The 13,620-nt window shown below is 39.0% G+C and carries 11 protein-coding genes; 7 read left to right on the forward strand and 4 right to left on the reverse strand.

The window, feature by feature from the left end:
* The first annotated feature begins 84 nt into the window (after positions 1–84).
* A complete protein-coding gene (locus tag IGI72_RS07730; RefSeq protein WP_005225872.1) occupies positions 85–1,665 on the forward strand; it encodes a peptide chain release factor 3 in 1,581 nt (526 codons plus the stop codon).
* A gap of 654 nt (positions 1,666–2,319) precedes the next feature.
* Positions 2,320–3,090, forward strand: coding sequence for a hypothetical protein (locus tag IGI72_RS07735; RefSeq protein ID WP_428214449.1), 771 nt, complete (start codon positions 2,320–2,322; stop codon positions 3,088–3,090).
* A 112-nt stretch (positions 3,091–3,202) separates the two neighbouring features.
* Here IGI72_RS07735 and IGI72_RS07740 read toward each other — a convergent pair whose 3' ends face one another.
* Both IGI72_RS07740 and IGI72_RS07745 read right to left on the reverse strand, forming a co-directional pair.
* On the reverse strand, positions 3,203–4,261 hold the full coding sequence (locus tag IGI72_RS07740) for a hypothetical protein (protein ID WP_428214448.1): 1,059 nt from the start codon (positions 4,259–4,261) through the stop codon (positions 3,203–3,205).
* 20 nt (positions 4,262–4,281) lie between these two features.
* Positions 4,282–4,797 carry a hypothetical protein gene (locus IGI72_RS07745; protein ID WP_428214447.1) on the reverse strand — a complete coding sequence of 172 codons (516 nt, stop codon included), beginning with the start codon at positions 4,795–4,797 and terminating at the stop codon, positions 4,282–4,284.
* A gap of 1,026 nt (positions 4,798–5,823) precedes the next feature.
* On the opposite strand from IGI72_RS07745, the gene IGI72_RS07750 reads away from it, so the two are divergent.
* The gene (locus tag IGI72_RS07750) at positions 5,824–6,291 is read left to right on the forward strand and encodes a hypothetical protein (RefSeq protein WP_016610197.1); all 468 of its coding nucleotides are present in this window, start codon (positions 5,824–5,826) and stop codon (positions 6,289–6,291) included.
* A gap of 350 nt (positions 6,292–6,641) precedes the next feature.
* A complete protein-coding gene (locus tag IGI72_RS07755) occupies positions 6,642–8,084 on the forward strand; it encodes a helix-turn-helix domain-containing protein (RefSeq protein ID WP_438753743.1) in 1,443 nt (480 codons plus the stop codon).
* A 162-nt stretch (positions 8,085–8,246) separates the two neighbouring features.
* On the opposite strand, the gene IGI72_RS07760 is transcribed toward IGI72_RS07755, so the two are convergent.
* Both IGI72_RS07760 and IGI72_RS07765 read right to left on the reverse strand, forming a co-directional pair.
* Complete coding sequence (locus IGI72_RS07760) at positions 8,247–8,558, reverse strand: DUF1827 family protein (protein WP_005225878.1); 312 nt, start codon at positions 8,556–8,558, stop codon at positions 8,247–8,249.
* Between the two features lie 148 nt (positions 8,559–8,706).
* Complete coding sequence (locus IGI72_RS07765) at positions 8,707–10,971, reverse strand: AAA family ATPase (RefSeq protein WP_428214623.1); 2,265 nt, start codon at positions 10,969–10,971, stop codon at positions 8,707–8,709.
* Positions 10,972–11,241: 270 nt separating this feature from the next.
* Between IGI72_RS07765 and IGI72_RS07770 the strand changes: the two genes are divergently transcribed.
* From IGI72_RS07770 to ptsP, 3 genes are all read left to right on the forward strand, one after another.
* The gene (locus IGI72_RS07770; protein WP_005225880.1) at positions 11,242–11,433 is read left to right on the forward strand and encodes a hypothetical protein; all 192 of its coding nucleotides are present in this window, start codon (positions 11,242–11,244) and stop codon (positions 11,431–11,433) included.
* A 160-nt stretch (positions 11,434–11,593) separates the two neighbouring features.
* Positions 11,594–11,860 carry a phosphocarrier protein HPr gene (locus tag IGI72_RS07775; RefSeq protein ID WP_003126335.1) on the forward strand — a complete coding sequence of 89 codons (267 nt, stop codon included), beginning with the start codon at positions 11,594–11,596 and terminating at the stop codon, positions 11,858–11,860.
* Positions 11,860–13,587, forward strand: coding sequence for a phosphoenolpyruvate--protein phosphotransferase (gene ptsP, locus IGI72_RS07780; RefSeq protein ID WP_005225882.1), 1,728 nt, complete (start codon positions 11,860–11,862; stop codon positions 13,585–13,587). The genes IGI72_RS07775 and ptsP overlap by 1 nt, the downstream gene beginning before the upstream one ends.
* Positions 13,588–13,620 lie beyond the last annotated feature (33 nt).

Consider the following 13,620-nt stretch of genomic DNA (forward strand, 5'->3'; position numbering starts at 1 on the left):
ATACTGATTTGGTCAGAAAACTAGCGACAGTCTAAAATGGACACTGTTCGCATTGTAAATACAAGAAATGGAGCAATAAAATCAATGGATAATCCAAAATTAAAACAACAAGTAGATAGTCGCCGTACCTTTGCGATTATTTCCCACCCGGATGCGGGGAAAACAACCATTACAGAACAATTATTATTATTCGGTGGCGCGATTCGCCAAGCTGGTACGGTCAAAGGGAAAAAGACTGGGAATTTCGCAAAGTCCGACTGGATGGAAATTGAAAAACAACGGGGGATCTCCGTTACCAGTTCTGTTATGCAGTTTGATTACCAAGGCAAACGGGTCAATATTTTAGATACCCCTGGGCATGAGGACTTTTCTGAAGATACCTACCGTACCTTGATGGCGGTGGATAGTGCCGTCATGGTGATCGATAGCGCAAAAGGGATCGAAGCGCAAACGAAAAAACTCTTCCAGGTCGTTAAAAAACGCGGTATTCCGATTTTTACCTTTATCAATAAACTCGACCGTGATGGCCGCGAACCATTAGAATTATTAGAAGAACTAGAAGATCTTTTAGAGATCGAATCATTTCCAATGAATTGGCCGATCGGCATGGGGAAAGGCTTGGAAGGACTGTATGATATCCATAACCAACGGGTCGAATTTTATCGTCCAGACAATCACGGTGGGGAACGTTTAGTTGCCCTAGATGAAAATGGTCAATTTCCTGCAGATCATCCATTTGCCGAAGATGGGCTGTTCCAACAAGTTTTAGAAGAAGTGGAATTGTTGCAAGAAGCTGGCGATGCCTTTGATACAGAAAAAATCGCACGAGGCGATCAAACACCCGTGTTCTTTGGTTCCGCCCTTACGAATTTCGGCGTGCAGACCTTTTTGGAAACCTTCTTGTCCTTTGCACCAGCGCCTTACGGTCACAAAACTTTGGCTGGTGATGAAGTCAGTCCTTATGAACCAGAAATGTCCGGGTTTGTGTTCAAGATCCAAGCAAATATGAACCCTGCCCATCGTGACCGGATCGCCTTTGTCCGTATTTGTTCAGGAACCTTTGAACGAGGCATGGACGTGACACTTGAGCGTACTGGCAAAAAAATGAAACTCAGCAATGTGACACAATTTATGGCAGATACCCGAGAAAATATTGAAGAAGCAGTCGCTGGAGATATCATTGGTGTCTATGACACGGGGAATTATCAAATTGGCGATACGATCTATGAAGGAAAACTAAAAGTTGCTTACGAAGAGCTACCATCATTTACTCCGGAACTCTTTATGAAAGTCACTGCAAAAAATGTGATGAAGCAAAAATCTTTCCACAAAGGAATCTATCAGTTGGTCCAAGAAGGGGCTATCCAGTTGTACAAGACGTATCTTAGTGATGAGTATATCATCGGTGCTGTCGGGCAACTGCAATTTGAAGTTTTCCAATACCGCATGATGAATGAGTACAATGCCGAAGTCATTATGACCCCTATGGGCCACAAGATCGCTCGCTGGATCGATCCGAAAGACTTGGATGAGCGTATGAGCTCCAGTCGTAACATTTTAGCGAAAGACCGTTTCGACCAGCCATTGTTCTTGTTTGAGAACCAATTTGCGATGCGCTGGTTCGCTGACAAGTACCCAGATGTCGAGTTGAAGAGTTTGATGTAAGAGTCGTTTCCCGCGAGACTGTCTAGGTATGCGCAACTTTGTACGTAAGGCTGATCTTTTTTAATTGAACGATCGTAGAAAGTCCTTTCTTATCCAAATGGATAAGAAGGGGCTTTTTTTGCTGAAAACGTGCTTTTGATACAGAAGGAAGGTTGCGTGATTGGGGGCAATCGTCCAATGATCAGACAATTATCCTAATTTATAACCATTCTTTTAAAAGAAGATAAAATGAGTTGGAAAAAGAGCGTAGTATTAAAGGTGACCACAAGGAAATACACTTGAAATGAATAGAAAAATATCATAGGCACATTTGATGGTTCAGGAAATTTTCTCCTTGTTTGAAAGTAGGGGGAAAGCAGAGAATAGATTGCCAGTGATAGAGGTCGTTTAATCATTTGATCGAGGGACATGTTCTTTTTGTCAGATGCTACTAGTGAAGATATCTGTGTAGGATTTGTTTATAGCCCTTGAAACTTCATTTGAAGCACTTCTAACAGATGGTTTAAGTTTTCAGTTGATGAACCATGGCTTTATAACTCTAAAATGAATTAGTCTCATTGCTAGTCTACTAGTTATCTATCTATCGATTTTGCTAAAGCGAATGATTATTTGTTAAATAAAAGTGATTTCTGAAAGAAGAAAGGGGACCAGGTAGTGCTAAAAAGTTTGTTATTCATTTTTTCGGTGATGTTTTTCTTTCCAACAGTAGAGGCTATGGCTGATGACGTTTCCGAAACTTTGATTTTTGATTTAAACACGATTGACTTTAAGGATGAACACTATTATTTGTTAAAAACCACACAAGATCTTCAGCTGACCGTCGATAGCAACGGCAGTGAAGGTGCTTTTGACGTAACGATCACGGCTGTCGGGGAAGCATTTTCAGCAGAACTAAACAGCGTGAACGGATCGGAAGAGATGATCATTCATATCGAGGATGCTGATGAAGCATCAATGATTCTTAATGTAGATGCAACATTGAACATAAAGGAATATCTTGATTCTAACTCTGAGTACTACCTATCAGTCACTTTTACAGCAATTGATGATTCAGAGACCTTTACGAAAGAGATAAAAATGAATCAGACGGATGAGGAAAAAGAAGAGATTCCGGATGAAAATCTGACAGATGAAGACCAAGACGATGGAAAACAAGAAGACGATGGCATCGAAGATGAATCCGAGAGCCAAAAGGAAGAAGCAGAATCTAATTACGACGAGCAAGCAAACTTGGAAGAAGACACCCTTGATAATGATTCTACCAAACTAGAAGATTCGATCAGTGATGTCGAGGATGAGGCTAGTGCTGAGTTTTTTTTAGGGAAGAAAAGCCAGTACGAGACAGCACCTTTTTTTTCAAAAGAAATGATCGTTGAAGAAAAAATATTTAGGCATATATCAGGAAAAACCGCTTATTTGATATGAGCGGTTTTTCTTGTCCCACTTCGGCGAGGAGATACTCAACATTACTTTAAAAAGGAAGCTATCAATAATTGATGAGCAGTGGAATAAGCAGAAACAGCACAAAAGAGAGGAACTAGCCCTCTCTTTTTCTTTTTGATTTTAAAATGTAAAAGACTGCAGCTGCCAACGCTGCAACAAGAACAAAGATGATCCAGATAAGGATTTGATTATTTGTCTGAACCTCGGCAGTGTTCGTTGGACGGTTCTCTTTTTTGAAGTTATCCAAGTCTTCTTTCTCATAAGAAAAAGTAGTGGTGATCGCTTTTCTAGTTGTTTCTATTGTCAAACGGTATTCGCCTTCAATAAGTTCACTATTGTCTATTAAAGGAATCTGCATTCTTGATTTGGTTAACGGCGTTAAAAGAACGGAATCTGCTAACTTTCCAGAGGCAATTGTTTCTCCATTTGGGTTTATTAGTTCGTAGAGTGCATTGTTCAAGTTGCCTAAAATAGGATTATAGTTGAGGGCATAAAATTGTAGATTTACCGTGTCCTGAAGAGCAACAAAGGAGAAGTCTTCATAAACGACGTCTTTGAGCTCTTCCACTTCACTAAAAAATAAGTTGATAAAAATAAGTGACTCATACACAGATTTGATACCAACTGAATCTTCTGCTGTTTCAAGACCCATGATCTGACTAAAATTGATTGCCCCCATCACGGTTCCTTCACGTGCAGGCTCCTCTGGAAGAGTGATTGTAACGGTCACAAGAACGGATTCATTTGGGAGAATCTCAATTTGATCATCATCATCTAATGCTTCTGATTCGATCAATGCATAATTTGAAAAGTTATACTTATCATCTAGCAGTAAAGTCAAGTCATCGCTATAGATGATAGCCGATTCTCGTGAGAGAGCAGTAGAGGTGTAGGGCGTGACAACAATGGATGAGTCACCAGATCCAACATTTTCTAGTGTAATTTCAACAATATACGTCGTCTCCATCTCAGGAGAAATACTCAAGGTATTATCAGAAGTTTTGTATTCTGTTTCTCTCAGAGTAAGTTTCAGTGAGTTCGTCGTCTCATCGGCATTTGCATTACGGATGTTTGTATTGCTGATCAGTGTCAGTAAGAGAAGCAACACAGAAATCCTTAGAAAAGAATTTCTGTGTTTGAATGTATGATTCATGAAATTATTCCTTTTAAAATTTATAGTGATAGATTGTCACCGTTATCAGGATTACCTTCTTGTGCTCTTATTGTAATTACAGGTTTCTCATCACCTTCTTCTAATTCAGCAAATTTTTGTGCAAATTCTCGATTGATCGTAAATGTTATGTTTGTTCCTTCAGGAGTGGAAGCAGTTTCAACGGGTGCAGCAGTCAAATCGTCTAGATTATAGGAGTCTATTTGGATTCCATTAAAACCAACAGGTGCTTCTACAACAAAAGTAACGATTGCTGTAGAAGCAGTTAAATTGGTCAAAGTACCACCTACATTTAAGATAGTTCCTTCCACAGTTCCGTCGGTTAATAAATCTTTAGTAATCTGTACAGATTCTTCCAATTCGATGTCGTCATTAAACTCGAATGTTGCTGTTTCTTCATAGGCAAGTTCAATCGGAATCGTTTTCGAGTCAGGGACACCTGTCACAGCAGACGCGTTGACTCCCCCAGCTAACAACAAAGATGCAATGAATGTAGTACCCAAAATAACTTTTTTCATAATAAAACCTCACTTTAATTTTTGCAGATGATTTACTGCTTAAATAAAGTATACAATGATGGTGTATTATGTTATTATCCGTTTTTTCGCTATTTTTAATGAAAAAGTAGAAAGTATTTTATTAATCTGATTTTTTTATAAAATAATTTAATAAAATATTCTAGTGGTCAAATGATGTTGATTATCAAGTCGACCGATCTTTCTGTCTATGAATTATCAATTCGGTAATAATCACTATGAAAGTAAATTTGTTGCAGGTTATATTTTGGCTTTTATTTTAAGTCAAAGTCTTCTCAGAGTTGAAAGAATTGTCGTTCCAACTAGGATTGGACCTAAAAAGAAATATAATATTATTCGTAGTCTCTGAGAATTTTTTTGGGTCAGTAGTATCAGCAAAAGTAGTTCTGAAAATTCATGTCTGATATTTCTTCAGTGAACACCTGCAATTCAATAGAAATCAACTTTCTATCATTTTTAAGAAACTATTTTGGCAGTAGCTTTACGCGTATGAACAGTTGCGTAGGGTGGGGATTGAAAAGTATGATTCTATTTATGCGTTCCTATTGGATAGGTATATCAAAGTTACTTATGAAAAAATATCAATTAACGTTTTCATTCAATTAGTAATCTGCACCTACAATTCTTCTAGCTTCACGCGACAGAGACATCAAGGTTACTCCTGTGTTAATAAACGTTCATGTTTGTTTCATTATAAAGAAATCTCAAAAAAACTAACTGTGTGGGATGGCTATCTCATGAACCCTAGATTTTAATAGGAAGCATAATTTTTTAGGAATATACAATCAGACTCTTTGAAGAAAGCTTTGAAAGAGTTTTTTTGTCTTTCTTAATTTTATGAAGTTGCCCTCGTTTCTAATCGTCAGGTCTTTTAGTTAGTAGAAAGAAAAAGAGTGACAATGATTATTTTATTTGTAGTTTTTTTGAAAAAAAGACGATAAAAATCAGCTGGTTCTTACTATATCCTTAATAGCAGAGGATCAAAGTTCTTTTAAGGAGTGAATCAAAATGCTGCAAACCAGAATAAATTTCAGTGGACAAAAGAATGCTACCATGTTGACTGTGCGCTTTTTCAGCAACAAGACGAACACGATTTTAGAGAGAAATTTAATTGTGGATCAAGAGGATGATCGGCAATCGGTTCTTGACTACTTAGCAGAATCACTAGGGGAAATCAACATCTTGCAATACTCTTCGAAAAACGTTTTGTGTATCGCTGAACGTTCAAGGCTAGAAAAAGCAGGAGGCACGCATCGATTGGAACATTTTTGGGGAGATGTCATCAGTTATATCGTTGAGTGCGTGGATAAATCGGGTATTCATTATGATTTGCATGTCATTGGCAATGTTGATTCGGATGATGAAGAAATTATGCGGGCAATTAATGAGATGAGCGATGAATTGTCGATTATCAACATTTATGAATACAAAGATTGCTGGCTAAAAAGAGAAGATATTTTATTACAAGCTCTTTGAAATGAACTTGATTCCTCAAAGAAGTTTGTCCAGCTAGAAAATGATTTTATTCTCCAAGTTACTTACCAATCAATGAAAGAATACGAATTTTTTCTAAGTCTATGGAAACCGCTAATTCCCAGGATCTTTTTAATGGTTTCCAACACTTTTTTGTTACAAAAGGTAAGAATCGTTTCACAAGTTTTTCTCACCCGTTCTGTTTTAAAGAAGCGGGGATTTTTCTGAAGTTTTTATTAAAATTGTCCGTTTAATGAAAAAAGAGGCTCAAATTTAAGTTTATTTTACTATAATTGGAAACTAGGATACTTTTTAAATAAGGCGGGTAAAAAATTTTGGAGTATATAGAAAAGTTGTATAGGTTTTATTTAACCAAAAAACAGGTAGATAAATTAACTATTATTAGAAATATCATTTTGGAGAAGCAGCTGTCTCTTGATAAAATATGTGAAACGATAAACAAATCTTTGTATCAGGTGAAAATATTGATCAATGAAATCGCCGAAGATATGAGAGAGTTTACGACCTTTGACGAGTCTATTTTTTTGTTGAAAAAGAGAACCGTTTATTTGTCACGAGAATTAAACGAAGAACAAAGCCTGCATATTTTTGTGAATCTAAAGAAGAAGTATTTCTTAGAATCTCCTTATTATCGTCTATTATCCTATTTGTTAAGAAAAAGAAAGACCCGTATGGTGGACATCTCAGAAGAATTGATTTTTAGTATTTCTTATTGTTATAAATTGATCAGCTATCTGAAAAAAATGCTGGTTATCCAAAATGTCCCGATTACTATCAATAACAATACAGATTCCATTGATCTGACAGGGGCAGAGCCTTGTGTGCGGATGTACCACTATTTAGTTGAGATCATGGCTTGTAATGTTTACATCAATCAGCGCACCCGTGCAAGCGTTGAATTAGCTGCGAAAGAATATGAGCCGTTGAAAACTACAAAAGTGAAGCACGACATTATGTTTTCAATCATTGAAAATGCGGTGTTGAGGGGCTATATCGTCAATGAATTAGACGAAGCTTCCATCGCTATTTATGAGCAAATCAAGCAACTCAATGGGGAAAAACAAGTGATCAAGCTGCTGCCGATCAGAAGTCAGCAAGATATCGAGAAAGAACAGATTTTTTATCATTTCTGGGTTTTTCTCTTCATACCTGAAACGATCTCGGATCAAGAGAAACTTCTTTTGGGGAAACAGCTGCGAAACCTCTCGGGGAATCCATTGGTCGAATTTTCTGCCGATGTTGTGGCTGTCTTGTCGCAAAAGTATGATCTTTCCAAAGCGATCGAAGCGTTTCTTACCTATGAATTAGTGATGAATACATGGGGCTGTCTTCATCTCTTTTTGGATAGTTTTGTGTCTACTGAAGATTTGTCCTCTACGAACGAACGCGTATTAGAGGTGGAGGAGCTGATTGCGACCGTCTTGCAGCGCCATTCGTTTGTAATAGAAAAAGAAGCCCTTTTCTTAAGGAAAATCGCTCAGATTACAGCATCTTATTTACCTATCCAAAAAGAGGAACCGATTCGCATTGGTATTTCTCTTTTGAACCACCCAGAATATATTCCGGTCATTAAGAACAAACTATTGAAAATTTACAATGAAAATGTGATTCACTTTAGTTCGAACTTAGGAGACTCAGACATACTGGTTTCTGATGGCGTGCTGATCCATAATGAGTCACAGAAATTTACATTTTTTGGCAATGTTCATAGTACCAAGGATTGGCACAATCTACATGTGATGATCCAGTCGATGATTTCTAATAAATATACTTGAAAAAGAGAGCGTAACGCTCTCTTTTTTTGCTTGACTATCAGGTAGCGTTGGTCGAAGTACTAGGCGAAAGAAGGAGGAGAGAAGACAAAAAAAGATATCTATAAAAGAGGGCTGCGACAGTCACCTTTTATAGATATTTTTTAAACACGTGATTAGGCAAAGCTAACGTGAGGAAGACAACGTTTTTTTGATGGAGATTTCTACCACTTCGGGCATTTGGATCACAGAGATCGTAGCAGGATCATAGGAGCCATCAGGTAATTTTTTCAAGAAGTAATTTTTGATTTCTTCTACTTCCGTCGGGCGAATATTCCGTTTTTTATTGATCAGCAAAATTTCATTGTGGTTCGGCGCTGAGGTAAAGATCACGGTCGTGTCTCCGGCAGTGTAAACCTTTACAAGTTCTGCGTCGGTATTTTCAAGTTGATTCAATACTAGTCGAGAATGGCTGTTTGTAACGTTGATTAATTTCACCAGACTCACCTCACATTCTATGTATTTATTAATAACATTATAGGTCGTTTTTTTTCAAAAGAAAAGCCAGACAACTCGGAATTACCCAATTTTTTGGCAAAACATGGTTGTCTGGCAAAACGAACGGATTGGTCACCGTTTTGACACGTTATTGCTCATCTGTTTCCGATGGTTTTTCGTCTTCAGCAGAAGGTGTTTCTTCAGGAAGTGCAGAGGATTCAGCTGAAGTTACAACGATTTTATCGGAATCCTCCAATTGTGCTTTTAACTGACGGACTTGAGGATGCTCAAGATAATATTCAGCAATCCCGTCTTCGATTTGATCTTGGATGGTCCTGCGCAATGGGCGAGCACCCATCGTTGCGCTGTAACCTAGATCGACCAGTTTTTCTTGCACGTCTTGTGGAACATCGATATGCAATTTTTGATGACTAAGTGTTTGATTGACATCATGCAGCATAAGGGACACGATCGATAACAAGTTTTCCTTGCTTAGTGCCTTGAATTCGATGATCCCGTCAAAGCGATTGAGAAATTCTGGCGTAAAGTAATTGTTCAATTGATTTAACACGGAACGAGTGATGCCTTCACGCGCTGCGCCAAAGCCGACGTTGGCTTCAACTTTGCCAGTTCCAGCATTACTTGTCATGATGATCAAGGTATCTTTAAAGCTGACTGTACGTCCTTGGGCATCCGTCAAACGACCATCATCGAGAATTTGCAAGAACATATGCAATACATCAGGATGGGCTTTTTCCACTTCGTCTAATAAAATCAGGCTATATGGATTCCGACGAACTTTTTCAGTCAATTGACCCGCTTCTTCGTAGCCAACGTAACCAGGAGGAGAGCCAATCAGTTTGGATACACTGTGTTTTTCCATGTATTCTGACATATCGAAACGAATCATCGATTCTTCAGAACCAAACATCTCATAGGCTAATTGTTTTGCTAATTCGGTTTTCCCGACACCGGTTGGCCCGACGAATAGGAAAGAGCCGATCGGACGATTTTGTTTGCCTAAACCGACCCGATTTCTGCGGATCGCTTTGGCTACTTTATCGATCGCTTCATCTTGTCCGATAACTTTAGCTTTCAAGTCATCCGCAAGATTTTTCAATTGCGTTTGTTCTTTTTCTTTCAATTCACCAACTGGAATATTCGTCCGTTCTTCAACGATTTGTTCCATGTCTTTTTCGGTAATGACTGGCGTTTCTTCTTCGCTGATTTGGCGTTCCTTCATTTTTTGCAATTTATTGATTTGATCGCGATAGTAAGCAGCTTTTTCGAAATCTTCTTCTCGAGAGGCAGCTTGTTTTTGTTCTTCTGCTTCTTGTAATTTCTTTTCGATCGTTTTTGGATCAACGATTTGGATCGTCAAGTTTTTCTTAGAACCTGTTTCATCTAGTAGATCGATTGCTTTATCAGGCAAGAATCGGTCTTGGATGTATCGGTTAGAAAGGGTAGCGGCAGCTGCGATCGCTTCATCAGTATATTTCACATGATGATAATCTTCATAACGTGGTTGCAAACCTTTTAAGATGCGGATCGTTTCTTCCACAGAAGGTTCATCCACACGTACTGGTTGTAAACGGCGTTCTAAAGCAGCATCTTTTTCGATGATGCGGTATTCATTTAACGTCGTTGCTCCGACCATTTGTAGTTCTCCACGAGCAAGAGCTGGTTTTAAGATGTTTCCAGCATCCATATTTCCGTCGCCAGCTGCACCAGCGCCAACGATTTCATGGACTTCATCAATAAACAAAATCACGTTTTCTGCTTGCTTGATTTCTTCAATCAATTTTTGGATGCGTTCTTCAAATTGTCCACGAATACCTGTGCCTTGAACAAGAGACGCAACGTCCAAACGAATGACTTCTTTATCCATCAGTTTTTGTGGTACATCACCATCAACAATTTTTTGGGCTAACCCTTCAACGACGGCAGTTTTCCCAACCCCAGGTTCACCAATAAGCACAGGGTTATTTTTTGTTCGACGATTAAGGATCTCAATCACTCGTTTGATCTCTGAATCACGACCTACGACTGGATCGACTTCGCCATCACGAGCCATTTGGGTAATATTGATACCGTATTCTCCTAACAGACCTGCAGCTGCTTGGTTATTGCGTGGAGGCTGACCGCCGACAAAACCGTTACCGCCGGTTTGCGTCGGAGGGGTTTGTTCATAAGGGGTATTTCCTTGCTGCATCTGGCGAGACATTTGACGAAATAGATCATCAATATTGCCGAATCCAAAAGGATCTTGCGCCATTGCAGCTGCAGCATTCCCAGATTGAGCTTTTAATTTTTGGTAACAACTTTGACAATAATCGAGTTGTTTTCTTTGACCATTGACACTGGCATATAAATGAATAGACGCTTCATTTTTGCCGCAATTTTGACAAAGCATAGATTCACGACCTTTCATATTTGTTCCAACACCCTTATTTTACGGCGCTTTTTTACACTTGTAAAAGAAAAGGGGCTGTGTGCATAGAAACGGTCATCTTCGAGGTAATGTGTTATTGACCTTTACTGACCATAATTCTATTATACTAACTTTTTGTCAGACTGCAAGAATTTTACTCGTAAAAATTTTTGCCGCTCTTTCATTAGCAGAAGCGTCTTTTAAATAAAAAGTAATTCCATTATAATAGAAAGAAAGAGGTGAGAATTGAGAATGGAGAACAGAGATTTTGCTTCAGAAATAACGCGTTTGCGCAATGGAGAGATCCAAGAATTGATTGTCCAACAGCCAGAATTCCTGGCGTTTAGAGATGTCTGGCTCCAGTTGGAAGATCGGTCTTCTTTTGTCGGAGAAGCGGGCTTAAATGGGAAGATCATCTACCGTTATGTGCAAGAAAATAAATAGGACATTTATTTCAATCGTTTATTTAAGAGAAAACGGTTGTCTATCGAGGAAAAAAATGGTAATCTTAACAGTTGAAAGGGCGATTTTTTTCGGGTGTCATTGCATGCATGGAAATTTTGCCTTCACACAAAAAAACGTATCATAAAGGAGATTGATCAATATGGAAAAGAAAGATTTTCACGTAGTTGCTGAGACAGGGATTCACGCACGTCCAGCTACATTATTGGTTCAAACAGCAAGCAAATTCAACTCTGATATCAACTTAGAGTACAAAGGTAAATCAGTAAACCTTAAATCAATCATGGGCGTAATGTCATTAGGCGTTGGCCAAGGTTCTGATGTAACTATCACTGCTGAAGGTGCTGACGAAGCAGATGCAATCGCTGCAATCGTAGAAACAATGAAAAAAGAAGGTTTGTCTGAATAATGGTTGAGATGCTAAAAGGAATTGCTGCTAGTGATGGTGTAGCCGTTGCGAAAGCCTACCTGTTAGTACAACCTGATTTATCTTTTTCAAAAGTATCAGTTGAAGATACTGCAGCAGAGGAAGCACGCTTAGATGATGCGTTAGCGAAGTCAACAGCGGAATTACAACAAATCCGTGACAAAGCAGCGCAAACTTTAGGTGAAGCAGAAGCACAAGTATTTGATGCTCATTTAATGGTTCTTTCAGATCCTGAGATGATTGGTCAAATCAAACAAAACGTGACAGATAACAAAGTCAATGCAGAAGCTGCGTTGAAAGAAGTTACTGACATGTATATTGGTATGTTTGAAGCAATGGATGACAATGCTTACATGCAAGAACGGGCAGCTGACATTAAAGATGTCGCAAAACGTATCTTGGCGCATTTGCTGAATGTGACTTTGCCTAATCCTTCAATGATCAACGAAGAAGTAGTCGTTGTTGCGCATGACTTGACACCAAGTGATACTGCACAATTAGACCGCAACTTTGTAAAAGCTTTTGTAACAGATATCGGTGGACGTACTTCTCATTCCGCTATCATGGCACGTTCTCTTGAAATCCCAGCAATCGTTGGAACAATGGAGATCACTGCAAAAGTGAAAGCGGGCGACATCTTAGCTGTTAACGGTATTATCGGTGACGTTATCGTCAACCCGACAGATGACCAAGCAGCTGAATTTGTTGAAGCTGGGAAAGCCTACGCAGAACAAAAAGCAGAATGGGAAAAATTGAAAGATGCTGAAACAGTTACCGCTGATGGTAAGCACTTTGAATTAGCTGCGAACATTGGAACGCCAAAAGATTTAGAAGGTGTCCACAACAATGGTGCAGAAGCAGTCGGTTTATACCGTACTGAATTCTTGTACATGGATTCTCCTGATTTCCCAACAGAAGAAGACCAATACAAAGCATACAAAGCAGTTTTAGAAGGAATGGCTGGCAAACCAGTGGTTGTCCGTACAATGGATATCGGTGGCGATAAAGAACTTCCTTACCTAAAATTGCCTCATGAAATGAATCCTTTCTTAGGCTATCGTGCATTGCGTATCAGCTTATCTGAACTTGGGGATGACATGTTCCGTACCCAACTTCGTGCGTTGTTACGTGCTTCTGCTCACGGAAACTTACGTATTATGTTCCCAATGGTTGCAACATTGAAAGAGTTCCGTACTGCGAAGAAAATGTATGAAGAAGAGCGTCAAAAATTGATTGACGAAGGCGTTGAGGTTTCTAACGAGATCCAAGTCGGAATCATGATCGAAATTCCAGCAGCAGCTGTCTTAGCAGACAAGTTTGCGAAGGAAGTTGACTTCTTCAGTATTGGTACCAATGACTTGATCCAATACACCATGGCTGCAGACCGCATGAACGAGCGCGTGTCTTACTTGTACCAACCATACAACCCATCAATTTTACGTTTGATCAAAAACGTGATCGATTCAGCGCATGCTGAAGGCAAATGGGCTGGTATGTGTGGAGAAATGGCGGGCGATCAAACTGCTGTGCCGCTTCTTGTAGGTATGGGCTTAGATGAGTTCTCAATGAGTGCAACATCTGTTCTGAAAACACGTAGCTTAATGAAACGCTTGTCAACGACTGACATGCAAGAATTAGCAAAACGTGCTTTAGAAGATTGCGATACAATGGAAGAAGTTGTTGAGCTAATCGAACAGTATGTAAACTAATCATTTCTAGGCAACAAGCAATTTAGCTTGTTG

This window comes from Enterococcus sp. DIV1059_2, assembly GCF_051713685.1.
Classification (GTDB): domain Bacteria; phylum Bacillota; class Bacilli; order Lactobacillales; family Enterococcaceae; genus Enterococcus_D; species Enterococcus_D casseliflavus.

Excerpts from the sequence above, each read along its gene's own strand:
- IGI72_RS07750 (WP_016610197.1), top strand. The coding sequence starts at position 5,824 with ATGCTGCAAACCAGAATAAATTTCAGTGGACAAAAGAATGCTACCATG.
- ptsP (WP_005225882.1), top strand. The coding sequence starts at position 11,860 with ATGGTTGAGATGCTAAAAGGAATTGCTGCTAGTGATGGTGTAGCCGTT.
- IGI72_RS07775 (WP_003126335.1), top strand. The coding sequence starts at position 11,594 with ATGGAAAAGAAAGATTTTCACGTAGTTGCTGAGACAGGGATTCACGCA.
- IGI72_RS07745 (WP_428214447.1), bottom strand. The coding sequence starts at position 4,797 with ATGAAAAAAGTTATTTTGGGTACTACATTCATTGCATCTTTGTTGTTA.
- IGI72_RS07765 (WP_428214623.1), bottom strand. The coding sequence starts at position 10,971 with ATGCTTTGTCAAAATTGCGGCAAAAATGAAGCGTCTATTCATTTATAT.
- IGI72_RS07740 (WP_428214448.1), bottom strand. The coding sequence starts at position 4,261 with ATGAATCATACATTCAAACACAGAAATTCTTTTCTAAGGATTTCTGTG.
- IGI72_RS07770 (WP_005225880.1), top strand. The coding sequence starts at position 11,242 with ATGGAGAACAGAGATTTTGCTTCAGAAATAACGCGTTTGCGCAATGGA.
- IGI72_RS07730 (WP_005225872.1), top strand. The coding sequence starts at position 85 with ATGGATAATCCAAAATTAAAACAACAAGTAGATAGTCGCCGTACCTTT.